Genomic DNA, 26,430 nt, shown 5'->3' with positions numbered 1-26,430 from the left:
AATGAGTAAGGAAACGAACTTTTTAAGATAGTATTTTGTATAAATTCGTAAGTTTTAATGCGACTGTTTCATCAAAAGAGGTTGTATTTTTCACTTGTATATCAGCATCTTTATATTGAATGGCGAGTGTGAGTTGCAATACGGGGTGAGTTATAGGGTTGATAAGCGCCATAAACTTTACATTAGTGGTTTTGGCTAAGAAAAGTTTATGCCCTGTAATTTCCTCGGTAAGATTTTTGATAATTTGCATCATACACACCCCTGGTGTGATAGGATTGTTAGGAAAATGTCCTTCGAAAATAGGGTGTTGAGGATTTAGGGTAAGGGTGCAGAGATAATTTTCAGTATCTTGCTTTTCTAAACTATTGAGGGTATAAAAATCTTTTAACATCTTTTACAACAATTGACAATTGAGAACTAAAAATTAACAAGGGGTTCTAAAGCTATTTTTATGGTAAGTTTATGGTGTTCTATGGTTATGTTGTTAGAATTATATATATAGGTGGTGTACAACTTTTCTCCTTGCATATTAAGCTGTTTGAAGAGGTTGTTCTCTAAAGTGAACAGATAGATTGTATCACTACTATCCTTGCATTTTTGCACCTGAATTGTACCATCAGTATATTTTTGAATGACTGTAAAATGAGTCTGTAGTAACTTTTGAAAGTCGGTTGTAAGGGTATTAATGACAATTTTCTTATTCAAGTCGGGGGTTACATAGTTCGTTTTAATCTTTCCTTTTTGGTTTTCAAAATCGAAAAGCGTGTTGCCAAAATCGGTTGTAAGGGCTACTCGCCAAGTATTATCTGCTGCAATTTTAGCTGCTAAGAGTCCGCTGAAAGTATGTCCATAAGCCGTAATGGTAGCACGATAGAGATACTCCTCTCCTACCCTTATGTGGGGATTTGCAATAATTGTTTGAGTTGTAACAACCGACTGGTATTCAGCAGGGAGGTTATAAGAAGGTGAGCAGCTAGCAAGCAAGACAGCAAACAGACTACATTTTAAAATTTGCTTCATCAATTTTTGTATTTAGTTTTTTATTGTTGAATAAGATTTCGGTGTAGTCTTTGGAAGGTTCGATGAGCTTTACACGTTCCACGACACTGTCGGCATCAAAATATAGATGAATTTCACTCACATATTTTAGGAGTGTCTTATCGTTAGGCAATAATTTAACTAATGTGCTATTGCCGGATTTAGCAAAAGTCATCGCAAATTCTTTTTCATTGAACATATCGCCACTGATAGAACTCACAATAAGGTTATTTATTTTTTTGAAGACTTTATTATCAGCTTTCATCTGTGAGATATTACCTGCATCGTTTACTGTAATTTTATCTTTTTGAAAAACAATCCGATACTGGTAAGGTTTGGTATATTGCCAATTCAGTTTATCAGGTTTAGCAAATGCCATTTTACCAAAAGTCTCAATATCCTTACTCATAAAATCCAAGTGTTTTTTCTGAGTAAAATCTGCTTGCATTGTTTGGATTGACTTGTTTTTAGCAATGGTCAGCGTTTTGAAGTCGCGTATTTGGGCTTCAGTAAGGGCTTGGGCACTGATTGTTAAAGGTGCAACACAAATAAGAAATATTAAGAGTTTTTTCATTCTAAATTGTTTGTAATTGTATAGTTATTTTCTTTGAGGTACTGCAATAAGCGTTCCAAAACGGTGAGGGTATGGGGCAGACGGTCGTGCATCAATATAATATTGCCATTGGTAAGTTTGCGCACAATGCGATGAAAAAGCTTGTCTTCATCGTGTATTACGGTGTCTAATGAGCGTACATCCCATCCTATAGCTTTTTTAGCTGTTGCCCGAATTGCTCTACCAACGGGTGGTGAGGTGATTCCGTATGGAGGTCGGAAATATGGGGTAACGATATCCAAGTGCGCCAATGCTTCATCGGTATGACGAATTTCGTCGGCAAGGGCTTTTGCGTGCAGAATATTTTTAGGTTGATGGGTGAAGGTATGATTTGCCACTAAATGACCTTCAGCTTGCATACGTTTGACGACCTCTGGATACTTTTGTATTTGTTCACCTACACAAAAAAAGACTGCTTTGGCATTGTATTGCTGCAAAAGGTCTAAGAATTGTGGTGTGAGTTCTGAGGGTCCATCGTCAAAAGTTAGTGCTACTGTTTTTGCTGGACGCCCCTTTAAGAAGTATTGTGTTTTAACAAAATAAGAGAGGCGGATATCGAATACGCCCCAAGAGATAATGCCTAAAAACATCACTATTAATAACACATATACCCACCAAGGAGCATTTTGTATAAATGCTGTTACAAGAGTACTGATAAATATTGCGATTGTAAAAAGATATTTGTTCAATGTTTAAATGATATAGAGTTGATACTTTGTTAAGGAAAACCTCGCACGGATTTCACGGATTTACACGAAATTAAGACTAAAAAAACTTCTTGTATTACATCATTTTACAAATTTTCATCTAACGGCAAATACTTTAGTTTTTCTACAATAAAAGTTGTTTTAGTACGGCAAAAGTAACATACATTTTTCTTCCTTACAAATATTTGAGTTATTTTTTGTTGAAACGTAAGAATACTGCCTTTATTAAGGGAATCTACTTTACCCAAGATTGTAGCACCAATAACATTTTTCAACTTTAGCAAAATATAGTGCCCTCTAAAAGTCGCTTTTTTTATTTCTTCAACAGTACAAAACTAAAATCTTTGCCTCTATATGAATTTACTAATAAAATATATTGTATGGGGGTAAAGAGAGGAAGTTCACAAATGGCGGGAAGGGTTTGCTTTTGTAGTACTTGACAAGCAAACCAAAATCCGAAAGCTGAGGCTGTGTAATACTCACTACTCAGGGTTTTATAATGCAAGGTAGGGCGTTGCCAAGAACGGTTTTCTGCTTCACCAGTAAGTATCAAATCTATATTAGAGAGGGTAAGATGGTGGCGAGAAAGAAAGTCGTTAAGGGCTGTTTGTTGTTGATCGGGGGTGAGTTCATTGTACAAAGCTACATCCACAAGTTCTCCATAGGTATTGGGGGTAGCCTCTGTTGATAATGCAAAGAAACTTGCACCTTCTCCCTTTTGGTCAAGCCCTACTAAATCATATAAATACAAAGTGTGCGGACTGTGTTCATCTACACCTCCTACCAAAGCCGTATTGATAGTATCTTGTTCCATTTGCATTTTAGCATCTAACAAAGCTGATTCAAATGATACAGCCCCATTTACATAGGTAAAGTTTTCTCCTTTGCACTGCAACAAAAGAGCTATCTGCCCCGCAACAGTATTGTGGGTAGATTGTATAAAAGCCGTGGGGGTAAGGTGCTCCTCGTTGTCGTTGATAAGTGCTGTAAGAAATTTTTCAGAATCTTGCAGACACCCCATACCTGTACCCACCAAAATAGCATCGGGGGTAGTGATATGCGCTTCTTTTAAGGCTTCGGTAGCAGTGGCTATACCCATTTTTACTCCTTTAGCCATACGACGACTGGCATTAGGGGCAATATATTCTTTATAAGAAGGTTCTTGAGCGTAACAGACTTCCTCTGGAGTAACCTTTAGGGCTTCATCGAGGAAATGAGGAGTTAAGAAAGTAGGTTGAGCCGATATGCAGGCTATTCCGTTGATATAAGACTTCATTCAATTAACAATTTACAATTAATAATTAACAATTTAGGAGTTAGAAATTAGGAATTAGTATTAGAGTTAGGTAAAACTTGTGATGCACTTCTCACTCTCAAATACGATACCAGTCCTAACAACAGCACTATACCCACAGCATAATACACAAAAGCAGGGGTGATAATTTTATCGCCTGTAGCATAGCTGTGCATACCTGTAAGGTAGAAATTCACGCCAAAATAAGTCATTAGGATACTGCCAAAGGCAACAATGCTCATAAAGTTGAACGCCCATCGTCCACGCCAATGGGGTATCAAGCGCAGGTGTATCACCAAGGCGTAAACCATAATGCTAATCAATGCCCAAGTTTCTTTTGGATCCCAGCCCCAATAACGTCCCCAGCTTTCGTTTGCCCACATACCTCCTAAAAAGTTGCCTATGGTGAGCATCACGAGCCCCACTGTAAGAGCTAATTCGTTTACAATAGTGAGTTCTTGTTGTATAAGGTTGATTTTATGAGCGTTCTTGCGGGTAGTGACTATCATCAGTAAGAGGTTGATAATACCTAAGAGCATTCCTAAAGCAAAAGGTCCATAACTACCTACAATCACAGCAACGTGCAGCATCAGCCAATAGCTATTGAGTACAGGTTGAAGAGTTCCAATAGCAGGATCCATCCAATTCCAATGCGCAATCATCAGTATCATAGCGGTTACAAAAGCGGTAGCAGCAACCGTGAGGGGGGAACGTCGAGAAAAGAAAAGTCCTACCCAAATAGCCGACCAACCTACATATATCATACTCTCATAAGCATCGCTAAAAGGTGCATGACCTGAGAGATACCAACGCACTGCAAGTCCCACAGTATGCAGAATAAAACAGAGCCACAGCAGGAAAATACCTATTTGAGTAAGTTTTCTAAAAATTTGTTTTGGCAGAAATATATGCCATAATAGCACTATAAATAGCACTGTGCCAAGATACAAATACGCCTGAAAAAGTTGTTCAAAAATATTAATTTGGTTGTACCACAATTCAGTTTGTACTTTGGCAGGTGAAGGTAATACCTCAGCTGAGTAGAATTCTTGTTGTAGCTTGATATTGTTAAGCACTTTTTCAGCTTTGCTATAATCGCCTGTTTCAGTGGCTTGTTGTAGCAAGATAAGGTAAGCTGGCAGTGCGTTTTTTACAAATTGTTTGTACAGTGGGTCGGTGATTTGGAGGGTGTCGTTTACGTAATCTAAGTGCGAAATCCACTTATGATTAGGGTCATTAGGCACAGGAAATATTTTAAAGATATCGCCTTGTAGCGCTCTGTTGAGCAACCCAATACGCTGGTCTACTTCCTTAAAATCTTTTTGAAATTGGTTAGGTGTATTTGTGTTGTAAATATCTTTCAATAAAGGGGCGAGTTTGTACTGCCCTTTTGCATCAAAAAAATCTTTAGGTTTTACCCATTTACTTCCTTCGGAGACTCCTAAAAAACGATGCAAACTGTCATTAGCTTTCTTCACATAGATAATGTCCGACTCATACCACGCTTGCGGACTGAGGAGCATAGAAAGCAAAACTTGATCGGAAGTTAAACCTTTATAAATATCGTGTTTGCTAAGTTTTCGTAAAAGTTCTGAAGAGAAGGTATTCACAGGCTTAAAGCGCCCATCATCTTGAATGAGCATTGCACCAAATTTTTCAGCGTGGGCTTTGTTGGGTACCATCATAGGTGTTTGGGCAGTAGCCAAAGAGCTAAAACACAATGCCAAAACTATTGCAACCCTTTTGGCTTGTAGGTCTTTAAGTTGCTGATTGAGTTTCCTAAATCGAGATTTACCTAAAAACATAAATGCCAGCAGACTGCCGAAGAGTAGTATATAACCTATGTAAGTGATGAGAGTACCCCAAAAGTCACGATTTACCGAGAGTATAGTACCTTGTTCATCGGGGTGAAAAGAAGATTGAAACAAACGATAACCTTGATAATTGAGAATATGATTCATCTCAATATCATAAGGAAAGGTCTCCCCTCCCCCATTCACGGTTACTTTGCTTTTAAAGGAAGCATAACTATTCTCAGTACCAGGGTATTTTTCAGCTATAAAATCGTTGAGGGTGAGACTAAAAGGCAATTTTTCTTCGCGTGCTCCGTAGCTTAGGTGAAACTGCAAGCCATTCAAATCTATAGTGGTAGAAGGGTGTTGCACATCGCGTTTGCCCATTACTGTTACTTCTTTGCGCTGATTACCTGAAACAACTTCCAATACCAAGGCATTCATTCCTTCACTTATACGTTTAAACGATTTATAAGTAATACTAAAAGGTTTGCCTTTAAAGTCGGATGTCCACTTGTAATGATTAGAAGTATGAGTTGAGAAAAGCACCTCTTTTTGTTTCTTTTTACGCAAGGGAGCTCCTTGATAATTGCCATCTACCATTACAGTGATATAAGTGCGGTCGGAAAGGTAAGTATTTGTAGTTTCTCCTTCACGTAGAGAAATCATACCTTCATTGCCAAAGTAGCGCGTAACCCCAGCCCCTACGATGATAAACACCCAAGAAAGGTGTAATACCAGCACTGCCCAATTCTCTTTTTTGAGCAATCGATAGCGGGAGATATTCCCTATAAAATTTACCACAAAAAGCCCCATTATCGCCTCAAACCACCAAGTGTTATACACCCAAATGCGGGCGGTATCGGTATCATAACTATTTTCTACAAAAGTTCCTACTGCCATAGCAACAGCAAAAACAATGAAGAGGATTGCCATCAGCTTGGTAGAATAAATGAAGGATATGAGTTTCTGTATTGTCATAAATCAAGGGGCAAAAGTATAGAAAAATTAGCAATTTAGCAAAAAAGTAAGAGTTGTTTAGTAAATCTAAGTTCTCTAATGATAAAAACTAACTATTAATTCTTTGGTATTTCATAACTATTTAGTAATTTTGCAAATTGAAAACGATGAAGAAACAATCTGTATATACACGCATCTTTGCCTTTTTGCTTCTCTTATGTATGCTAAAGGTAGCTTTCCCAGTGGGTGAATTCTTTCATAATCACCACACTAAGGAAGAATTATGCGCTATAGCTACAGGTGATGAATGTCATCACGAATCGCATCTTTCAGCTGTAGATACTCATTATGATTGTATCTTTTTGCAGTTACATCAGTTTTTTACTCCTTCTTTCTTTACCTATCATTTATGGGAGCAAACAGTTTCTACTATATTCTTCTTTATTGAAAAAAGCATTCCTCAAACCACCTTTGCTATCTTTTCAAGAGGTCCCCCAGTTGGTTTGTCAATGAGTCAATTTGCTAAATTAGCAAATTGAAAAACCGACTATTTTTCAAATTAAATTCTTATGCAAAAGATATTATCTCTTCTGCTGCTTTTGTGTGTGCTTTCCTCTTTTGGGCAAAGCCGATTACAATTGCAAGTAGAAGATACACAGCAATTGCCTTTGGTAGGAGCTGTAGTGCACTTTATGGGCAAACACTACCTCACCGATAGCAATGGAAAAGTAACTATTGAGAAAACCCCTAAAGGGACTTACCCTATCAAAATTACCTATCTCGGCTATCACGATTACGAAGCTACTATCAGTATACCCATTGCTCAACCTTATAAAGTGGTGATGAAAGAAACTGTTAGTCAGTTAGATGCAGTAACGGTGGTAGGTCATAACACTTCTGTAGTGGAATGCAAATTGCCTTGCATCCTAAATGTTATCAAAAAAGAGAATTTTATACAGCATTCGGGTGACGAATTAGCCAAAGTACTTACCCAAGTAGCTGGGGTCTCAATGATACAAACGGGAGCTAGCATTGCTAAACCAGTCATTCACGGCTTGCACAGCAATCGTATCTTGATACTCAACAATGAGGTGCGCCAAGAGGGACAACAATGGGGAGCTGATCACGCTCCTGAAATAGACCCTATGGTTGCCGACCAAATAACGATAGTAAAAGGAGCTAATGCTGTGCGATATGGTTCAGATGCTCTTGGGGGAGTAATCCTCATAGCGCCTAAGAAATTGCCTTATGGTGACGGTGTACACGGGAGACTGCTCCCCTCTTTCGCTTCTAATGGTAGAAAAACAGCCCTAACAGCGAGTATAGAAGGTTCTGTACCTAATTCCCATTCGTGGGCGTGGCGCGTACAAGGTACGCTGAAACGCTCTGGAGACCTTAGTACTGCCAGCTATCTGCTAAACAATACCGCTGCTCGTGAGGCAAACTTTTCAGTAGCTACGGGTGTACAAAAAAAGCAAGGTACTGCTGAAGTGTTTTACAGCCGTTATGAGAACGAAAGTAGTGTGTTTTATGGTTCTCACATCGGTAATTTAGACGACCTATTAGGCAGGTTTGAAATCGGCAGGCCGCTGACTACTTATCCGTTTTCGTACACTATCAACGCTCCTAAACAAAAGGTAGTGCATCATCTATTGAAAACTAAAGCGTTTTACTATTTGCCTTTTGGCGGTAAACTCACCGCACAATACGCTTTTCAGAAGGATATACGCCAAGAGTTTAGTGTGCGCCGAATGGATAGAACACGTATCCCTGCGCTGAATATGGAGCTCACCACTCACACCCTTGATGTAGATTGGGAAAATAGTTATAATTATTGGCAAACAACCTTAGGAGGTAGTTTTGGCAAGCAAGATAACTATAACCAACCTGGTACTGGGGTTGTGCCTGTAATCCCTAACTTTGCTTCCCTTAGTTATGGAGCTTTTGGGATACAGCGTTATCACTCTAATAGATGGATGGCTGAAGCTGGGATTAGGTATGACTACAAATACCTCAATGCTGATGGTTACGATATGTATTCGCAACGCTACGGGGGCGAACATCAGTTTCATAATCTGACTTATACAGCAGGAGCATCGTACCACTATAAATGGATAGACATCAGTACAAATATAGGGGTAGCGTGGCGTGCTCCTCACGTAAATGAGCTGTACAGCAGTGGGTTACACCACGGGGCAGGCACCTACGACTTAGGCGATGAGACACTACAATCGGAAACAGGGGTTAAATGGCTTACCTCTTTTGCTTATAATCGCCCAAGACTACGAGTGAATGTAGATATGTATTTACAATGGATAAAGAACTACATTTACGATTATCCTACGGGAGAAGTGCGCACTCTCTTTTCAGGTGTGTACCCTATCTTTCAGTACACTCAAGCAGATGCTTTCTTTAGAGGCATAGACCTCGAAGCAAAATTACCTCTGGTGAAATGGTATAATCAAAGTGACAACGAGCTAAGTTATGAAGTGAAAGGCTCTGTAGTATTTGCCAATGAGATGCAAACCAAACGTTATTTTCCATTTATCCCAGCTCCACGTGTGAATCAGCAGTTAAAATGGAATATAGATCCCAATGGAGGCTTGCTAAGAAACTTCGTCGTGGGTATAGGGCATACTTTTGTAGCCAAACAAACTCGCTTTGAGTCTTCACAAGAGTTAGTTCCTACTACACCTGATGCTTATCACCTTTTTGAGGCTAATATAGGAATAACTCTGAAGATAGGTGAGCAGCAAACTTTAGGAATAAGGTTTTCTGCTGAAAACCTTTTAAACACTGAATACAAGGAATACACCAATCGTTTTAGGTATTACGCACACGATTTGGGTAGAAATGTATTCGTAAGATTGATTTATAATTTTTAAAAAAAACATCAAAATGAAAAAAATATCACATTTTTTAAAAACTATTAGCTTAATAGCTATAATATGTTTTGCAGCAAGCAGCTGTAGTAAAGACAATACCCAACCTAAAGCTCCTACTGATGAAACTAAGGACAGAGGACACGATATGCCTGATAAGGTGCAGTTTATCATTACCGATATAGGCACTAACGAGGTACAAGAGCGCACCGCTAATAAGTCACCTAAAGATATAGTATATGACATCAATACCCCTATACAATGGCAAATAGGACACGAATACCGTTTTGAGATTGTCTATTACAACAATGGAGCTCGTATGAACCACGAGTTTGTAACTGCTGAAATGGCACCTATCCACCAACATTTCTTTCAGTTATTTCAAGGAAATTACCCTGGAAATAAAGAAGGAAGAGATGCGATGGTAACCGCTATGAACAAAGCTGTAAGTTATGAATATCAAGATACCGACCCTGAAAATGGTACTTACGGCACTCAAGGGGTGAATTTGCGCTTGCGCACTTGGGATAAAAAACACCCCGAACTACGCGACCCTATCGGTCTAAAAGGCATTTTTCACATCAAAGACGAGGCTACGGCTGGCGATTATAAGTTGCGTATCAAGTTAGCACACTTTATTATTGCTAATAAACTCAACCCTCAAACCCAAGAAGAACGCCCTTACAATGTTGTGGAGTATTCTAGTGCCTTTCAATTAGACTCCGATATGACACTCCCTGTACAAATTAAACAATAACCTTTTTAACATTAAAAAACAATGAAAAATATATACGACCTTTTTAAAATCTCATTGCTGTCAATATTTGTTACTTTTCTTTCTGTCTCTTGCAGTAAAGACGATAATAAAGTAACCCCTCCTACTACGCAATCTTCTACCACTACCGCTACCACAACCTCCACCACCACAGCTACTACCGAAGAGTTTGTAGCTAAGTGGAGCCGACTTGAAGTGCGTTTTACCAAAGGGCATTCTCACGGCTATTTCCACGGCAACCCCGACTACCCCGTGAAATACCTCAAAACAGTACAACGCTTCTATTTTGAGAACAAAAATGGCGTTATTACCCCAGCAAACGATAATCCTACCGCTATCCGTTGGGAAGGAAGTAATGATCAAGCTGGAGTATCTCTCTCTGGAATAGAACTTATCTTCTATGATAAAGAGGGTAAACGTATAAACTCACTGTTGACTACAGGTCAGGCACCTAATCACTATCAATTCTTCTTTATCGCTGATAATTTCACAGCAGTAGCTAGCAATACTACAGTGCCTACCCAAGCTGAAGCCTTGCAATACAAATACCGCGATACCAATCCTGAAGAGTTGTATATCAAAGGAGGGGCAGGTATAGACAATAACCCCAATGCTCCCAAAGGTGTGCTTCGTAAAGAGCAAATAGGTTTAAAAGGCTTTTTTGAAATCAAAAGAGCTTATGTAAATTTCAATTTGCATATTGTGTTAGGCTATTTCGCTACCAAACCCGCTGGATTAACTTATAGTACCCTTCCTGCTAATAAAGTTATGGAGGTGAAAGTCCCAATACACATTTACCACGATATCATAGCAGAAGATAAACAAATAGAGGATGCTGTGCGCGAATTTGGTGTAAGTAAAGATGAAATCGAAAAAGACTATAATGATATTCTCTCATCAGACCTCTCTCCTGAAAGTAGTGGTACTTTCTTGTAAAACAAAAATAAATAACATTGCTTTGCCAAAGGTCATAATACAACAAGTTATGACCTTTGGCAAAGTTTTTATATGATTTCCTTTCTAAATTTTGGTGGTTCAAATAATTGTTGTATCTTAGCCGAAAATTTTTAATACATCAACAAACTTAAAACACAAAATAACAATGGGAAAAGGATTTTTTAAAGTACCTAAGGCTGTAAATGAGCCCGTAAAGAGTTATGCACCAGGTAGCCCTGAGCGCGAAGCGGTGCTAAAAGCTTACAAAGAATTGTGGAACACCCGTGTAGACGCTCCGCTATACATTGGCAGTGAGGAAGTACGCACTGGCAATACGAGCGAGATGCACCCCCCACACGACCACAAGCACTGCTTGGGCGTTTACCACAACGCTGGCAAAGCAGAGGTAGAAAAAGCGATAGCTGTAGCCCTTGAAGCTCGTAAGAAATGGGCTGCTCTCGCGTGGGAAGAACGCGCCGCTATTTTCTTAAAAGCAGCCGACCTTATCGCTGGTCCTTACCGCGCTAAAATGAACGCCGCTACAATGATTGCTCAGTCTAAAACAGTGCACCAAGCTGAAATAGATTCTGCTTGCGAGCTAATAGACTTCTTGCGCTTCAACGTAGAGTTTATGGCTAATATCTATAACGACCAACCCAACTCTTCTGAAGGTGTTTGGAATCGCGTAGAATACCGTCCCTTAGAAGGTTTTGTATATGCCGTTACTCCATTCAACTTTACCGCTATATCTGGCAACCTACCTGCAAGTGCTGCCCTAATGGGTAACGTAGTAATATGGAAACCAAGTGCTTCGCAAGTATTTTCAGCCAATATGATAGTAGAAGTATTTAAGAAAGCAGGTTTGCCAGATGGCGTTATCAATGTACTACACGGCGATGCCGCTATGATTACCGATACACTACTTGTCAGCCCTCACTTCGCTGGTATCCACTTCACTGGTTCTACCAATGTATTCCAAGATATTTGGAAAAAAATAGGTAACAACATCCATAATTACAATTCTTACCCTAAAATCGTAGGCGAAACAGGGGGTAAAGACTTTATCCTTGCGCACCCAAGCGCTTGCCCTAAACAAGTGGCTACCGCTATTACTCGTGGAGCTTTTGAGTATCAAGGACAAAAATGTAGTGCTGCCTCTCGCGTCTACTTACCTAAATCTAAAGCCAATGAAACCTTAGCCTTCGTAAAAGAAGATGTATTATCCTTCAAAATGGGCTCTCCCGAAAACTTCGAAAATTTTATAACTGCCGTTATTCACGAACATTCTTTCGATAAATTAGCTAAATATATTGACCAAGCTAAAAAAGATAAAGATGCCGAGATATTCGTAGGTGGTGGTTACGACAAGAGCAAAGGTTATTTCATTGAACCTACTGTGATTGTTACTACCAATCCTCATTACACCACTATGGAAACTGAACTTTTTGGTCCTGTAGTAACCGTGTATGTATACGACGACTCTAAATGGGAGGAAACCCTTAAATTAGTAGACCAAACTTCAGCTTATGCTCTCACTGGAGCTGTATTTGCTACTTGTCGTTATGCCATAGACGAAGCCGTAAAAGCCCTCGAAAACGCCGCTGGTAACTTCTATGTAAACGATAAACCTACAGGAGCTGTCGTTGGACAACAACCTTTCGGTGGCGCACGTGCCTCAGGTACTAACGATAAGGCTGGATCTGCCCAAAATCTATTGCGTTGGGTATCACCACGCCTCATCAAAGAAACTTTTGTACCCCCTGTAGACTATCGCTACCCTTTCTTAGGATAAAATAAAATTTTAACTTTGCCAAAGTTCTCTGCCCATGTGGCTCACATCTTTGGCAAAGTTTCTCTTAAATCTATATAAAAACAGCTCCCTTACGAACACTTATATTTGTGGATTGTCCCCCTTCGGGGGTTCGGGGGCTTAATTAATCATTAAACACTAAACATTAATCATTAAACATTAAATGGACTGGCTTTGGAATTTGATGACTAACCACGAAAGTGTTGCCTACACCGTGATAGTGTATAGCGTTGTCATCGCAGTAGGAGTTGCCTTAGGTAAAATAAAAATATTTGGCATCTCATTCGGTATCGCTTGGGTACTATTTGCAGGTATTGCTATGGCTGAAATGGGCTTTACTGTTAATATGCACATTCAGCACTTCATAAAAGAATTTGGGCTTATTTTATTCGTGTATACCATAGGATTACAAGTAGGACCCGGATTTTTCTCAGCTTTTAAAAGAGAAGGTATCAAACTCAATTTATTAGCTATTCTTTCTATCGTTACTTGTGTAGCAACTGTTATAGCAATTCACTACATTACTCAAACTGATATGTCAACCTTAGTAGGGATAATGTCAGGTGCTGTAACCAATACCCCTGGGTTAGGAGCTGCCAATGCTGCTCTTGCCGAAAAATTTGGTGAAGAAGCTCCCTCGCTCACTACAATGTACGCAGTAGCTTATCCTTTTGGTGTATTGGGTATCATCATTGTAATGTTAGGTTTAAAAAGTATTTTCAAAGTAAATTTAGATTCTGAAAAACGCTTAAATTCTGTACGCCATTCTAAAGACCAAGTGGTAATCAACCGCTTTGCTATCAAAGTTACCAACCCTTCTTTATTTGGAAAAAAATTAAGTGTTATCAAAAAAACACTTGATTTTGATTTTACTATCTCACGTATGTGCCGAAAAGGTGAAATCTTATTAGCTAATGCCGAAACTCTCATAGAAGAAGGCGATATAGTTCTAATTGTAGCCAACCAAAAAGAGAATGAAAAGTTCTTTACCCTAATGGGAGATAGTGTATCAATTACCGATTATTTCCCTGATGAAAAAGATATGCGTTACACCTCACGTCGCATCAACGTAACACAACGTGCTATTTTTACCAAAACCTTAGCCGAATTAGATGTACGCCGACGTTTTGGAGTAACCATTAGCCGTGTATTCCGTGCAGGGGTAGAGTTTGTGCCTTCTGCTCATACCAAGTTGCAGTTTGGCGATACGATTACTGTAATAGGCGACGAGACTCATATACAACTCGTGAGCAAAGAGTTTGGAAACTCCAAACGCCGCTTGCAAACCCCTCATATAGCCGAACTTTTTATGGGTATCACTCTTGGGGTGCTTTTAGGTAGCATTCCTTTTTCTATACCTGGTATACCTGGAGCAGTCCGCTTAGGTTTGGCGGGTGGTCCTCTCATTGTAGCAATACTTATCAGCCGTTATGGTGGTAAATTCTCAGTTACCCATTATGTATCACAAAGTGCTAATTTAATGGTGCGAGAAATTGGTATCGTGCTCTTCCTCGCTAGTGTGGGCTTAGATGCTCGAGCGCAATTTGTCCAAACCTTATTGCACGGTCAAGGTTTATATTGGATGGGATTGGGGGGTCTTATCACCCTTATACCTCTCATTATTACATCTTTAGTAGCCCGTATCAAAGGAAAGTTAGACTATTTGGAAATTTGTGGTTTGCTCTCTGGCGCCTCTACTGATCCTCCTGCTTTGGCATTTGCCAATGAAATGAATAATTCTGAAGTACCAGCCCTTACGTATGCAAGTGTTTATCCGCTTACTACCTTCTTGCGAATAATGGTCGCTCAATTATTGATTGTATTTTTTGTGTGATGTTTCAAAAAAAGTTGTACTTTTGCCCTCTGAAAAAAATAAAATATTATGTTTGGAGATATGATGGGAATGATGGGGAAACTCAAAGAAACCCAGCAAAAAATAGAAGAGGCTAAAGCGCGCTTAAATCACGTATTAGTTGATGAAATTGCCTCTGATGGCAGTGTAAAAGTAACTATTACTGCCAATCGAGAAATTAAAAGCATTCAAATAAACGAGGCTTTATTAGAAGACAAAGAAGCCTTAGAAGATTATTTGATTATCACACTCAACAAGGCTATTGCCAAAGCTACAGAACTCAATGAATTAGAATTAGCTAATGTAGCCAAGCAAGGGCTTCCCTTTAACTTTTAAAAACACTAAATCTATGGGTAAAATAATAGCTATTGCAAACCAAAAAGGGGGCGTGGGAAAAACCACTACCTCTGTGAACTTAGCCGCCTCCTTAGGCGTATTAGAAAAAAAAGTATTACTCATTGATGCCGACCCACAAGCAAATGCTACTTCTGGCTTAGGTATTGATGTAGATTCTATTGAGCACGGTACTTACGAGCTTTTAGAACATACAATGGAGGCTAAAGATATGATTGTTCAAACTAGTTCTCCTAACCTCGACCTTATTGCAGCTCACATCAACTTAGTAGCTATTGAGATTGAATTGGTTGATAAAGAACAACGTGAGTATATGCTTAAAAAAGCCTTAGAATCTATCAAAGATGAGTATGATTATATTTTAATCGACTGTGCTCCTTCCTTAGGTCTCATCACACTGAACGCTCTTACAGCAGCTAACTCGGTGATTGTGCCTATCCAATGCGAATACTTTGCTCTAGAAGGATTAGGCAAACTCCTTAATACTATTAAAAGTGTACAAAAAACCTTCAACCCCGATTTAGATATCGAAGGCTTATTGCTCACTATGTATGATGCTCGTTTACGCCTTTCTAACCAAGTAGTAGAAGAAGTGCAAAAACACTTCAGTGATATGGTATTCAAAACCATTATCCAACGCAACGTACGCCTTAGCGAAGCTCCTAGTTTTGGTGAAACTATCATCAACTACGATGCTACTAGTAAAGGAGCTACTAATCACATCAACTTAGCTCAAGAGATTATAGATAAAAATAAAACTGCATAATGACGAAACCTGCTAAAAAACCTGCCTTGGGGAGAGGTATTTCAGCTATTTTTGGCAATAGCCCCGAAGTGGCTATCAATTCTATCAAAGATAAGAACGCCGATAAAATCGTAGGAAATATCATAGAGCTTGAACTCGACCTAATAGAAACAAACCCTTTTCAGCCTCGTACTTCTTTTAATGAAGAGGAACTACAAGGACTCGCTTCCTCTATTGAGGAATTAGGAGTTGTACAACCTATCACCGTACGCAAACTCGACGGAGAAAACAAATATCAACTCATTTCTGGCGAACGCCGTTTTAGAGCTTCTAAATTAGCTGGGCTCAAAACAATCCCTGCCTATATCCGTATCGCCGACGACAACGAGTCGCTTACTATGGCTTTGGTTGAGAATATCCAACGTCAGGATTTAGACCCTATAGAAATTGCTCTTTCTTACCAACAGCTCATTGAGCAGGTAAACCTCACTCAAGACCAAATGAGCAAACGCGTAGGTAAAAAACGTTCTACAATCACTAACTATTTGCGTTTGCTGAAGCTTGCTCCTATCATTCAAACAGGTATACGCGATGGCTTTATCTCTATGGGGCACGGTCGTGCGATTATTGCTATAGAAGACCCTGAACAACAAGCCGAAGTGTACCAACGTATCATTTCCGATAACCTATCTGTACGTGATACCGAAGAGTTAGTGCGCCGCTTGCAAAACCCCGAAACACCTAATGTGGTAAGTATTCAAATCCCTAAAAGCAATAGTAAAACTGAAGTACCTACTTATATCAAAGAAAATATGAGTAGTTTCAATCATTTTTTTGGCACTAAAGTCGCCGTAAAAATGAGCAAAGATGGTAAAGGTAGCCTTACTATCCCTTTTACCTCAGAGGAAGATTTCAAACGCATTCAAAGTTTATTACACAAAAAAAATGAGTAAAACAATTGTTTTCATAATGGCACTCCTTATGGGAGTGGGTATTTCGTACGCACAAAACGATACAGAGGAAGTGGTAGAAGTACCCTCCGATTCTATGCAAGTAGCCGTTATGCAAGACAATATGAAAAAAGTTCCTTGGAATACCGATCCTCTTTCGCCTGCCAAAGCAGCTTTCTATTCGGCTGTTATCCCTGGTTTAGGACAGATATACAACAAAAGCTACTGGAAAGTACCTTTGGTATATATTGCTATCGGAACCCCTATATACTTCTATGTACAAAACTCTAAGGAATACGATCGTTATCTCTCCGCCTACAAACGTCGCCAACAAGGCTTTACTGATGATGAGTTTTATGGTAATCGCTCTGATGGACAACCACGTCTCAGCACCGATGGACTGCGCCGAGGCATACAGTTCTATCGCCGTAATAAGGAACTCTCTATTCTCATAGGAGTAGCTTTGTACACCTTAAATATTATCGAGGCTAATGTTGATGCCCACCTCAAGCAGTTCAATGTAGATGAACGTCTTACTTTAGAACCTTTTATCCACAACGATTTCCTCACTCAACCCCAATTTGGTTTGACTCTTACTTATAGATCTAAAAAATAATAATGAACTCACAAAACCTATTAGAAACCTTGCGCCACATCGTTGGCGCAAAGTACGTTATTACCGACCCTTCAAAAACTGAACGTTACCGCACTGGGTATCGTTTTGGTACCGGAAATGCTATTGCCGTAGTCCGTCCTGCAACTTTGTGGGAACAATGGCAAGTACTTGAGGCTTGTGTCGCAGCCGATGTGATTGTAATTTCACAAGCTGCCAATACAGGTATTACGGGAGGGTCTAACCCTTTTGGTAACGATTACGACCGCGATGTGGTTATTATCAACACTATGCGTAATGACAATATTCAGCTTATCAACGAAGGGGAACAAGCGGTATGTCTCACTGGCGCAACTCTCAACCATTTGGAACAAGAACTGAAAGTATACGATCGTGAACCTCATTCTGTGATTGGCTCTTCTTGTATTGGGGCTTCTGTAATTGGAGGCGTGTGTAATAACTCTGGTGGTTCATTAGTTCAACGCGGACCTGCTTATACCGAAATGGCTCTCTACGCCCAACGCAATGCCGACGGTAAATTAGAGCTCATCAACCATTTAGGTATTGATTTAGGAAATTCTCCTAAAGAAATTCTCACTAATCTTCAAGAAGGAAAATACCAGCAAAAGGATATCCATTCCACTGGCAAAAAAGGACACGATCACAACTATTGTAACCATGTACGCGAAATCAATGCTGATACTCCTGCCCGCTTCAATGCCGACCCTGCTCGCCTATATGAAGCCTCAGGTAGCGCAGGTCGTTTAGGAGTTTTCGCAGTACGTGTAGATACTTTCCCCGCCGAGAAAAAAACTGCCGTATTCTACATAGGTACTAACGATACAGCCGTACTTACTAAACTGCGCCGTGATATGCTTGGAACTTTCGAAGAAATTCCTATTTCTGGTGAATATATTCATCGTACCGCTTTTGATATTGCTGCCAAATACGGCAAAGACACTTTTTGGTATATCAAAAATATCGGTACTGAATACTTACCTAAACTATTTTCTATGAAGGCTTGGGGAGATCGTGTAGCTAAAAAGCTACCTTTTATGCCCAACCATTTCAGTGAAAAATTCTTGCAATTCACCTCTAAACTAATGCCTCAACACCTCCCTAAAATATTATGGGATTATCGCAACCAATACGAACACCACCTCATTTTAAAAATGGGAGGTAAAGGAGTAGAAGAAGCACGTGCTTATTTGCAAAAAGAATTTTCTGATAGTAGCAAAGGAGCTTATATAGAATGTGATGCCAAACTCGCTCAAGCAGCAATGCTCTTGCGCTTTGCTGTAGCTTCTGCAGCCATTCGTTATCGCTCAGTACACGAAGATGAGGTAGAAGATATCGTGGCTTTAGACATCGCTTTGCGTCGTAATGATGAGGATTGGTTTGAAAAACTTCCTCCTGAACTCGATGCTAAGATTCTTCACAAATTGTACTACGGGCATTTTATGTGTCACGTGTTCCATCAGGATTATGTAATTAAAAAAGGTTACAATTGTGAAGAAATAGAAGAAGAGATGCTCAAAATATTAGATACTCGTGGCGCTCAATATCCCGCCGAGCATAACGTCGGACACTTATATCACGCTAACGACGACCTTAAAAACTTCTACAATTCACTCGACCCAACCAATAGCTTCAACCCTGGTATTGGTAAAACCTCCAAGAAAAAAGATTGGAAATAAGTTAATACTTTATCTCATTAAAAGCTGTTTGATATTTTCGAACAGCTTTTTTTATGAAACTACTCCTTTTATGAAACACTGATTTACAAATATTTAGTAGCTATTAGACAATTTTATACCTTTTTTAGACAACAAAAGAAATCGTTTTTGCACGTTATTTATACCTTTGTGTCATCAAACGATACAAAAACAAACAACCATTGTATGAAAAGAAATCTATTTTTATCAGTTCTACTGTTATTAGTGAGTTGGAGTTATGCTCAACAACGCACCATTCGTGGAACTGTCAGCGATGCTACTACTAAGGAGCCTTTGATGAGTGCTTCAGTAGTAGTGAAAGGAACTACCAAAGGTGTCAGCACCGATATGGATGGTAAATATACCATAGATGTAGCGGTGGGACAGACCTTAGAAGTGTCTTTTATGGGTTATGTTACCCAAAATGTAAAAGTAACTGCCAATACCCCAGTGCCTTTGCTCATTGCTTTGGCTGATGAACAAAAAAAATTGGAAGAAGTAGTCGTAGTAGGATATGGTGTTACTAAAAAACGTGACTTAGCAGGTGCTATCACCTCTATCAAAACAGGTGATGTGAAAGCTGGTGTAGTAGCCGATATGTCACAAATGTTAAAAGGACGTGCCTCAGGTGTACAAGTACGTCAGAACTCATTAGAACCTGGTGGTAATGTATCTATCCGTGTACGTGGTGCTTCTTCAGTAAGTGCCGAAAATGAGCCTTTATACGTAATTGATGGATTTCAAACCGACAATATGTCGCAAATTAGTATAGACGACATCGAGTCTATAGAAATCTTAAAAGATGCTTCTACCACAGCTATTTATGGAGCCCGTGGTGCCAATGGGGTTATTCTTATCACTACTAAAAAAGGTAAAGAAGGAGCTTTTAATGTAGAATATTCTAACCAAACTTCTTATAAGAATATGTACAACCCCTGGGATTTACTCGATGCAGGACAAACCATTTCACTTACTCGCCGTTTGTATGAGCAAACCCAAGATGCTGCCTATAATAAATGGACAGCACAACAAGCTACTTATCGTGGCAAAGGTACTGATTGGCTCAAAGAAACCACTCACGATGCTGTTACTGTATTACACCAATTCTCTGTTTCAGGGGGTACAGATCGTCTTTCTGCTTTTATGTCGGCTAACTACCTCAGCGAACCTGGTATTTTGCTTAATACCGATTACAGTCGTTATGGAGGTCGTACCAATTTACAATACAAAATTAGCCCTAAAGTAAGAGCGGGAGCTAATGTGAGTTTTTCTCAATCTAAAAAGAAATTCTTAGATATGGGTACTATCTCTTCCGATAAGAATATTATGTACCGCATCTTCAACTTAGAGCCTTGGAAAAACAAAGAAGGTTTTGATGTTTTTGGAACTAAAGATCGTCGTCCTGCTGTATTTGAAGAAATGAACGGAGCGCAACTCTATCGTCATTTCAATACAATGTACGCTACTGCTTATGCCGATATTGATTTATTGCCTTCTCTTACTATCAATGGCCGTTACACTTATGCTTACGACCATTTAAAAACTGAAAAATATTACGATCGTTCTACTTCTATCGGACAGTCGTATAAAGGTCAGGCTTTCCTTAGCCACGAAGAAAACGTAAAACACCAAATTGAAGGTGTTGCTACTTATCACCCCAAAATGGAAGGTAAACACGATGTAAAAGTAACTGCAGGTAGTTCTTATATCTATCAAAGAGGTAAAGGTGATGAAGTACAGGCTTATGGTTTTGCTTCCGATGTCTTCTCTTTTAAAAACATTGGTGCTGCTCAACACTTAGATTGGATAGGCTCTGGCGAATCATCTATCAAAAAAGCCTCAGCTTTTGGTCGTGCCGAGTACATCTTCAACAATCGTTATATACTCAATGCTTCTGTACGTGTCGATGGTTCTTCAGTATTTGGAGCCGACTATCGTTGGGGTATATTTCCTGCTGGTTCAATCGCTTGGCACTTAGGCGAAGAGAAATTTATGGCTTGGACAAAACCTGTTATTTCTCGTATCAAGTTGCGTACCAGCTATGGTCTTAGTGGTAATGATGGTATCCGTTTTGGTTTATCTCAATACCAATATTCAGTACGCGATGTGTATATAGGTAATGACCTCAACTCTAAGGGTATGTATCCTTCTAATCCTTACAATCCAAAACTTCGTTGGGAAACTACTGCACAATGGAATGCGGGTATTGATTTGAACATTGCAAGTGTAGAACTTAGTTTTGATTACTATATCAAACGCACAAACGATTTGCTAAACCCCGATCCTATTCACCCTTCAGGAGGATTCCCTAACTATACTAATGATGGTCGCCGTTTTGAGTATACCGCTATGATGGTAAACGATGGTGAAATAGAAAACCGAGGTTTTGAAATAGCTATCAAATCCACTAATATCAATAAAAATGGATTTATGTGGAATACCGCTTTCAACTTTGCTCACAACCGCAGCGAAGTATTAAAACTCAACAACGGAAAACCTCGTTTTCAATACATACGTCCTCACGGGTCTTATGAAGAAAAAGAATATATGATGCTCAAAGAAGGTGAACCTTTAAGTGCTATCTATGGTTATGTGTTTGAAGGAGTTATACAACAAGGTGAAAGCTATGCTCCTCAACCTAACTCAGCAGCTGGTGATCCTAAGTTTAAAGACCTCAATGGCGATGGCAAAATAGACGCGAACGACCGCACTGTATTAGGTACTGGTATCCCTAAAACTATCATAGGGCTTAACAACAGTTTCACTTACAAAGGATTTGATTTTTCTTTCTTCTTTGAAGCTTCGTTAGGAGCTAAAATGCTCAACCTTACTCGTATCTACTTGGAAGACAACAACCGTTTAGCAGCCTCATCCGACCGTTGGACACGTGCTCACGCTTCTAATAGCGTACCTCGCAATGGTTATCAAAAAACAGCTGGATTGCAATATGGTTCTTATGTAAACTCTCGTTTTGTAGAGGATGCCGATTTTGTAAAACTCCGCAATGTTGAATTAGGTTATACTTTCACTGGTAGCCAATGGAATGTAAAAACCCTTAAAGCAATGCGTATGTTCATAGGAGGACAAAACTTGCTCACTTTCACTAAATATCAAGGTTTCGACCCCGATATCAGCACCAATGGCAGCAGTGCTGTTGCTCAAGGATTGGATTTGAACTCTTATCCTGCTTATCGCACAATCAACTTTGGAGTGAAATTAACTTTTTAATACAGAAGAAGAATGAAAACGAATTATAAACTATATACATTAGTAGGCCTCTTAGGATTATCATTTACAGCTTGTGAACTGAAAGAAGACTTAAGTTCGGTTTACAATAAGGATAACGCCTATACTACTGAAGAAAATGCACAAGAAGGGGTAAACGGAATTTATCGCTATCTTCTTGGAGCTACACACACAAGCAATTTCTACATCAACGATATGTCTACCGATGATTGTTATAAAGAAGGTATCGCTTTTGAAATTTATAACGAAAACGGACTTTCAGGAAATGTGGAACTCGCGAGATGTTATAACGGAAACTGGCAAATGATAGGTTGTGCTAACACAGCTATCGACAATATAACAATGATTCCTGAATCTCGTTTCAAAACGGCTGATAAAAAACCTGAGCTTTTAGCCGAAGCTCGCTTTATGCGTGCCTTCGCTTTCTATCAGCTTACAAATGCTTTCTACAGAGTACCTCTGATTACCAATGGTTTCTACGATTCTAATGCCAACCCTACTTTGGCTACAGTAGATGAATTAGACGACCAAATAGAACAAGATTTGCTCATCGCTATCAATAACCTCCCCGATCAGTGGAGTGCAAGCGAAGAAGGTGGCAATGGTCGCCCTACCAAGGGAGCTGCTTATGGTTACTTAATGCGTCTTTATATGCGTAAAGCTGGTCGTCTGCGTGAAGAAGGTAAAGATGCTACCGCTGCTTGGCAAGCTGCCTTAACTTATGCCGACCTTGTAATTGCTTCTGGCAAATATGCCTTGCAAACCAAAGTGTTTGATGTGTTCGACCCTTCCAAAAAAGAAACATTGAACAACAACGAAATTATCTTTGCTATTCGTGCAAGTGATAAGGTACCTTCCGGTTCTTCCGATTTGGCTTTGTATTTCACCCCTTGGGAATACGATATGGGATGGAACAATATCAATATGCCTTTGGAATTGTATTGGAAATTCCACAGCGACGACCAACGTTTGAAAGAGCTAATTGTAACCTCTTACGACAATGTGTACGGGAAACCTATTAAGTACGTATCTCCTAAACTTAGTGAAGTAGGAACACTTAGAAATGAAGCAAGTAATCCTCAAATAGTTGAAAATGATGCGGTATATACTAAAAAATACAAATATACCAAAACAGGCTCTTACAACTACAATACACCTAACAACCTCATACTATTGCGTTATGCCGATGTATTGCTATGTAAAGCCGAAATCTTAAACGAACTCAATGGCCCTAATCAAGAATCAGTTGATTTAATCAATAAGATTCGCGAACGTGCTTTCGAAAACAGTACTCACAATTATACTTTAGCTAACTTCCCTTCTAAAGAAGAGTTGAGAAGCAAATTGTGCGACGAACGCTTATTTGAACTTAATATGGAAGGTGTACGCCGCGTAGACCTTATCCGTATGGGATTGTGGAAAGACCGCTTAGATACTTATATGGACACTGTAAAACAAAAATTTGAAGCTAAAGAAGCTAATCTCAATGCTAGAAGAGACCCTAATAAAGTACCTAACCCTTATGATTTAAGCCCTCAATGGAAAGTATATCCTAAGTTTAGCAATCCATTGAAAACTTACGACAAACGTAGATATTATCCTATACCAGGGGTATATAGCAACAAATACCCCGATTTGCAAAACAATCGTTCTTTTAGAGAACAATAATTTTAAAATGTAAACTAATATGAAAACCTATACAAAACCCATACTAATGGCAGCAGCTATCCTGAGTTTGAATAGCTGTAGCAAAAGCGATGTAGATGGGCGCTTTAGCGACAATCCTAAAAGTGAAATAGGCACCCCTCAAAAGGGAACTGCTAATACCGCCAATCAACTCAAATGGAATTTCGACAATACCGACGATTGGATTAATGCCAGTCAAGGTGATAATGCTAATATTTCACAAACCTCTGTGGAGAACAATACCGATGCTGAAGATGGTAAAGTAGTGAAAATATTCACTAATTTAGCTAGTAAAGAACGTAAAAAACTAAAAACTAAAAAACAATACGGAGCTGGTCTCTATACGTGGCGTACCTATATTTCCGATTTAGGAACTAATGAACGCGTGAGTATAGGCTCTTGGTTGTGGAATAGCGATAAACACGAACTTGATTTCGAGGTAGGATCTGGTACTAGCAAAGACCGTGATCTTTTAAAAACCGCTGATGATGAAGTGATTGCTTATATCACCAGTCAGGACAATCCTGCCCTACACCAAAAGATTAAAATCAAGAAAAATGCTTGGCACACCTTCCAAATCGATTTACAATTAGTAGGCAACAAGTATTTCGCTACTTGGCTTATCGATGGAGTGAAATGTGCTGCTCAGCAACTCAACTACGGACAAGAACACCCTTTCCACATCTTCTGTAGTACAGAAAACTTAAAGTTCGTAGGTGATAACTGGCCTTATAAAGATAATTATGGCTTATGGGATTATGTAACTTATACCCCTTATACATATTCTATAGCCCCTACAGAACCTCAAAACCAAATCAATCCAAAAGACCCTGAACCAGAACCTGATAGTGGAGAAAAAAAAGTATGGACATTTAAAAACTTCCCTAATGATTGGGGAAAATGGGCAAGAGCTAATGTAGAAGTTAATAATAAAATAGAGAATGGAAAATTAGTACTTACAACTTCTGCCAACTGTAGTGTTTCAAAAATATTTAATAAAACTCAGGCTGGTTATGGTAAATACACTTGTTCTATTCGTTTGCCAGAAGTAAATAAATCTGCTAAGATACAATTAGGTATGACTTTCTACAATGAGTCTCCGGAACGTTTCTTTATAATGATGGCTCGTTATGGAGATGAAGCAGAACGTAAACGCTTAGGTGCCAAAACAGGAGAATTGCTACTATTTGTACAATCTGTATCACCCGCTATAGAAGAGTATGTAGCTGTATTAAAACCTAATAAAGACTACAAATTTACTATCGACCTTAAAAAAGTAGGTAATAATTATGGCGTTGAATTTTCTCTTGATCAAAATGTTGTAAAAAGTTTAGCAGTAGCTAACTTTGGAGAAGACCAAATGAAATTTGAATGGAGTCTTTCAGCAGAATCTAATAGAGGAAGTTGGTTGCCAGGTGAAACCCTAGTAGATGGTGAGTATAGTGCTACTTTCAATTTTATTGAATATACCGCCTATTAGTAGTGAATCAATGTTTATCTCTATAAATGGCAAATTGATTTTTTCTGAGGCTGTCTCACCTCAAACAACGAGACAGCCTCTGTTTTTAAAATAAAAGCTTAAAAGTGTTTTGAATACAAAAAATTAAACCTATGCAACGGATAAATCTATTTTTAATGATTGTGTGCTTAACGGCTTTTATAAGTTGTAGCAAGCAAGTCAGTGATATTCCTGAGGTAACCATTGATAAAACCAAAGTGATGCAATGGGATTTCAAAACGCTTGATAGTTGGTTATTAGGTAATCAAGATGAGGATTATCCGCAGGGGAAAGATAAAGAAACTTATGCTAAGGTAGTGGGAGATTCTTATGCCGAAGATGGTTGGGCTCTAAAAATATGGACAAAAGCTCACACTGAACAACGCAAAAAACAAAAAACTACACATCGTTATGGTGCAGGCATTTATACTTGGCGCGCTTACATTCCCCCAATGGAAACAAGTGCTTGGGCAAGTATAGGCTCTTTCTTATATAACAGTGAAGGTCACGAAATAGATTTTGAAGTAGGCTCGGGTGATGCCAAACGCAGAAAGAAGTTAGGCGCAAAAGAGGGACAGGTAGTAGTTTTTATGACTAGCCAAAATAATCCTTGGGCGCAAAATGCTGAGGTACTTATAGACAGCGACCAATGGCACACTTTTCAGATTAAATTAACTATCAATCCGCAGAATGACCATTATATTGCTACGTGGCTCATCAATGGAGTACAATACCTTCAAAAGGAACTCAACTATGGGCAACAGTATCCTTTCCGTATTTTTTGTAGTGTAGAAAATATAGATTTTATAGGCGACCATATTCCTACCAAAGATCATTATGCTTTATGGGATTATGTAATGTATGAGCCTTTTGCTAATGCTATTGAACCTGTAAATCCCGATAAAGAATAACACTTTTCCTTATTAAAACAATTAACTTAGAGAAAAACAACAAAGATTTAAA

The 26,430-nt window shown here is 39.0% G+C and carries 21 protein-coding genes; 15 read left to right on the top strand and 6 right to left on the bottom strand.

The window, feature by feature from the left end; genetic code table 11:
- Nucleotides 1-22: 22 nt before the first annotated feature.
- The 6 genes from CGC57_RS11930 to ccsA all read right to left on the bottom strand — a co-directional run bounded on the left by CGC57_RS11930 (nt 23) and on the right by ccsA (nt 6,381).
- Nucleotides 23-391: an ApeI family dehydratase gene (locus CGC57_RS11930; RefSeq protein WP_095899305.1), complete on the bottom strand. Its 369-nt coding sequence runs from the start codon at nt 389-391 to the stop codon at nt 23-25.
- Nucleotides 392-417: 26 nt separating this feature from the next.
- A complete protein-coding gene (lolB2, locus tag CGC57_RS11925) occupies nt 418-1,020 on the bottom strand; it encodes a flexirubin biosynthesis protein LolB2 (RefSeq protein WP_095899304.1) in 603 nt (200 codons plus the stop codon).
- A complete protein-coding gene (lolA2, locus tag CGC57_RS11920) occupies nt 998-1,612 on the bottom strand; it encodes a flexirubin biosynthesis/transport protein LolA2 (RefSeq protein WP_095899303.1) in 615 nt (204 codons plus the stop codon). Before lolA2 ends, lolB2 begins: the two co-directional genes overlap by 23 nt.
- On the bottom strand, nt 1,609-2,340 hold the full coding sequence (locus tag CGC57_RS11915) for a polysaccharide deacetylase family protein (protein ID WP_095899302.1): 732 nt from the start codon (nt 2,338-2,340) through the stop codon (nt 1,609-1,611). Before CGC57_RS11915 ends, lolA2 begins: the two co-directional genes overlap by 4 nt.
- A 331-nt stretch (nt 2,341-2,671) precedes the next feature.
- Entirely contained in the window at nt 2,672-3,634 is a 963-nt protein-coding gene (locus CGC57_RS11905) for a beta-ketoacyl synthase chain length factor (protein ID WP_095899300.1), read from the bottom strand.
- Between the two features lie 47 nt (nt 3,635-3,681).
- Entirely contained in the window at nt 3,682-6,381 is a 2,700-nt protein-coding gene (gene ccsA / locus CGC57_RS11900; protein WP_095899518.1) for a cytochrome c biogenesis protein CcsA, read from the bottom strand.
- A gap of 191 nt (nt 6,382-6,572) precedes the next feature.
- Between ccsA and CGC57_RS11895 the strand changes: the two genes are divergently transcribed.
- The 15 genes from CGC57_RS11895 to CGC57_RS11825 all read left to right on the top strand — a co-directional run bounded on the left by CGC57_RS11895 (nt 6,573) and on the right by CGC57_RS11825 (nt 26,378).
- On the top strand, nt 6,573-6,944 hold the full coding sequence (locus tag CGC57_RS11895; RefSeq protein WP_232747249.1) for a hypothetical protein: 372 nt from the start codon (nt 6,573-6,575) through the stop codon (nt 6,942-6,944).
- Between the two features lie 30 nt (nt 6,945-6,974).
- Entirely contained in the window at nt 6,975-9,290 is a 2,316-nt protein-coding gene (locus tag CGC57_RS11890; protein ID WP_095899299.1) for a TonB-dependent receptor, read from the top strand.
- 13 nt (nt 9,291-9,303) lie between these two features.
- Complete coding sequence (locus CGC57_RS11885; protein ID WP_095899298.1) at nt 9,304-10,044, top strand: hypothetical protein; 741 nt, start codon at nt 9,304-9,306, stop codon at nt 10,042-10,044.
- A 21-nt stretch (nt 10,045-10,065) separates the two neighbouring features.
- The gene (locus CGC57_RS11880) at nt 10,066-10,998 is read left to right on the top strand and encodes a hypothetical protein (RefSeq protein ID WP_095899297.1); all 933 of its coding nucleotides are present in this window, start codon (nt 10,066-10,068) and stop codon (nt 10,996-10,998) included.
- Nucleotides 10,999-11,164: 166 nt separating this feature from the next.
- Nucleotides 11,165-12,790 carry an L-glutamate gamma-semialdehyde dehydrogenase gene (gene pruA, locus CGC57_RS11875; RefSeq protein ID WP_095899296.1) on the top strand — a complete coding sequence of 542 codons (1,626 nt, stop codon included), beginning with the start codon at nt 11,165-11,167 and terminating at the stop codon, nt 12,788-12,790.
- Nucleotides 12,791-12,971: 181 nt separating this feature from the next.
- Entirely contained in the window at nt 12,972-14,642 is a 1,671-nt protein-coding gene (locus CGC57_RS11870) for a putative transporter (RefSeq protein WP_095899295.1), read from the top strand.
- A gap of 48 nt (nt 14,643-14,690) precedes the next feature.
- Nucleotides 14,691-14,996: a YbaB/EbfC family nucleoid-associated protein gene (locus tag CGC57_RS11865; protein WP_002681444.1), complete on the top strand. Its 306-nt coding sequence runs from the start codon at nt 14,691-14,693 to the stop codon at nt 14,994-14,996.
- 13 nt (nt 14,997-15,009) lie between these two features.
- A complete protein-coding gene (locus CGC57_RS11860) occupies nt 15,010-15,780 on the top strand; it encodes a ParA family protein (RefSeq protein ID WP_095899294.1) in 771 nt (256 codons plus the stop codon).
- Complete coding sequence (locus CGC57_RS11855; protein ID WP_095899293.1) at nt 15,780-16,712, top strand: ParB/RepB/Spo0J family partition protein; 933 nt, start codon at nt 15,780-15,782, stop codon at nt 16,710-16,712. Before CGC57_RS11860 ends, CGC57_RS11855 begins: the two co-directional genes overlap by 1 nt.
- Nucleotides 16,705-17,325 carry a DUF5683 domain-containing protein gene (locus tag CGC57_RS11850; protein ID WP_095899292.1) on the top strand — a complete coding sequence of 207 codons (621 nt, stop codon included), beginning with the start codon at nt 16,705-16,707 and terminating at the stop codon, nt 17,323-17,325. Before CGC57_RS11855 ends, CGC57_RS11850 begins: the two co-directional genes overlap by 8 nt.
- Nucleotides 17,326-17,327: 2 nt before the next feature.
- Nucleotides 17,328-19,019, top strand: coding sequence for a D-lactate dehydrogenase (dld, locus tag CGC57_RS11845; protein WP_002681485.1), 1,692 nt, complete (start codon nt 17,328-17,330; stop codon nt 19,017-19,019).
- 204 nt (nt 19,020-19,223) lie between these two features.
- Nucleotides 19,224-22,265 (top strand): SusC/RagA family TonB-linked outer membrane protein, encoded by a 3,042-nt coding sequence (locus CGC57_RS11840; RefSeq protein WP_095899291.1) that lies wholly within the window; start codon nt 19,224-19,226, stop codon nt 22,263-22,265.
- A 12-nt stretch (nt 22,266-22,277) separates the two neighbouring features.
- Entirely contained in the window at nt 22,278-23,951 is a 1,674-nt protein-coding gene (locus tag CGC57_RS11835) for a RagB/SusD family nutrient uptake outer membrane protein (RefSeq protein WP_002681464.1), read from the top strand.
- Between the two features lie 19 nt (nt 23,952-23,970).
- Entirely contained in the window at nt 23,971-25,449 is a 1,479-nt protein-coding gene (locus tag CGC57_RS11830; protein ID WP_095899290.1) for a toxin-antitoxin system protein, read from the top strand.
- A 131-nt stretch (nt 25,450-25,580) separates the two neighbouring features.
- Complete coding sequence (locus tag CGC57_RS11825) at nt 25,581-26,378, top strand: hypothetical protein (RefSeq protein WP_095899289.1); 798 nt, start codon at nt 25,581-25,583, stop codon at nt 26,376-26,378.
- The last annotated feature ends 52 nt before the right edge of the window (nt 26,379-26,430 follow it).

This window comes from Capnocytophaga sputigena, from assembly GCF_002302495.1.
Classification (GTDB): domain Bacteria; phylum Bacteroidota; class Bacteroidia; order Flavobacteriales; family Flavobacteriaceae; genus Capnocytophaga; species Capnocytophaga sputigena.
Note: the sequence above shows the minus strand (reverse complement) of the source record. Positions and strands in the feature narration are given on the sequence as shown.

What these genes read in the sequence shown, in the direction of transcription:
- CGC57_RS11860 (WP_095899294.1), top strand. Translation starts at nt 15,010, where the DNA reads ATGGGTAAAATAATAGCTATTGCAAACCAAAAAGGGGGCGTGGGAAAA.
- CGC57_RS11870 (WP_095899295.1), top strand. Translation starts at nt 12,972, where the DNA reads ATGGACTGGCTTTGGAATTTGATGACTAACCACGAAAGTGTTGCCTAC.
- CGC57_RS11835 (WP_002681464.1), top strand. Translation starts at nt 22,278, where the DNA reads ATGAAAACGAATTATAAACTATATACATTAGTAGGCCTCTTAGGATTA.
- CGC57_RS11830 (WP_095899290.1), top strand. Translation starts at nt 23,971, where the DNA reads ATGAAAACCTATACAAAACCCATACTAATGGCAGCAGCTATCCTGAGT.
- CGC57_RS11890 (WP_095899299.1), top strand. Translation starts at nt 6,975, where the DNA reads ATGCAAAAGATATTATCTCTTCTGCTGCTTTTGTGTGTGCTTTCCTCT.
- CGC57_RS11850 (WP_095899292.1), top strand. Translation starts at nt 16,705, where the DNA reads ATGAGTAAAACAATTGTTTTCATAATGGCACTCCTTATGGGAGTGGGT.
- CGC57_RS11930 (WP_095899305.1), bottom strand. Translation starts at nt 391, where the DNA reads ATGTTAAAAGATTTTTATACCCTCAATAGTTTAGAAAAGCAAGATACT.
- lolA2 (WP_095899303.1), bottom strand. Translation starts at nt 1,612, where the DNA reads ATGAAAAAACTCTTAATATTTCTTATTTGTGTTGCACCTTTAACAATC.
- CGC57_RS11840 (WP_095899291.1), top strand. Translation starts at nt 19,224, where the DNA reads ATGAAAAGAAATCTATTTTTATCAGTTCTACTGTTATTAGTGAGTTGG.
- CGC57_RS11865 (WP_002681444.1), top strand. Translation starts at nt 14,691, where the DNA reads ATGTTTGGAGATATGATGGGAATGATGGGGAAACTCAAAGAAACCCAG.
- CGC57_RS11895 (WP_232747249.1), top strand. Translation starts at nt 6,573, where the DNA reads ATGAAGAAACAATCTGTATATACACGCATCTTTGCCTTTTTGCTTCTC.
- ccsA (WP_095899518.1), bottom strand. Translation starts at nt 6,381, where the DNA reads ATGGCAATCCTCTTCATTGTTTTTGCTGTTGCTATGGCAGTAGGAACT.
- CGC57_RS11905 (WP_095899300.1), bottom strand. Translation starts at nt 3,634, where the DNA reads ATGAAGTCTTATATCAACGGAATAGCCTGCATATCGGCTCAACCTACT.
- CGC57_RS11880 (WP_095899297.1), top strand. Translation starts at nt 10,066, where the DNA reads ATGAAAAATATATACGACCTTTTTAAAATCTCATTGCTGTCAATATTT.
- pruA (WP_095899296.1), top strand. Translation starts at nt 11,165, where the DNA reads ATGGGAAAAGGATTTTTTAAAGTACCTAAGGCTGTAAATGAGCCCGTA.
- CGC57_RS11825 (WP_095899289.1), top strand. Translation starts at nt 25,581, where the DNA reads ATGCAACGGATAAATCTATTTTTAATGATTGTGTGCTTAACGGCTTTT.
- CGC57_RS11855 (WP_095899293.1), top strand. Translation starts at nt 15,780, where the DNA reads ATGACGAAACCTGCTAAAAAACCTGCCTTGGGGAGAGGTATTTCAGCT.
- CGC57_RS11885 (WP_095899298.1), top strand. Translation starts at nt 9,304, where the DNA reads ATGAAAAAAATATCACATTTTTTAAAAACTATTAGCTTAATAGCTATA.
- lolB2 (WP_095899304.1), bottom strand. Translation starts at nt 1,020, where the DNA reads ATGAAGCAAATTTTAAAATGTAGTCTGTTTGCTGTCTTGCTTGCTAGC.
- dld (WP_002681485.1), top strand. Translation starts at nt 17,328, where the DNA reads ATGAACTCACAAAACCTATTAGAAACCTTGCGCCACATCGTTGGCGCA.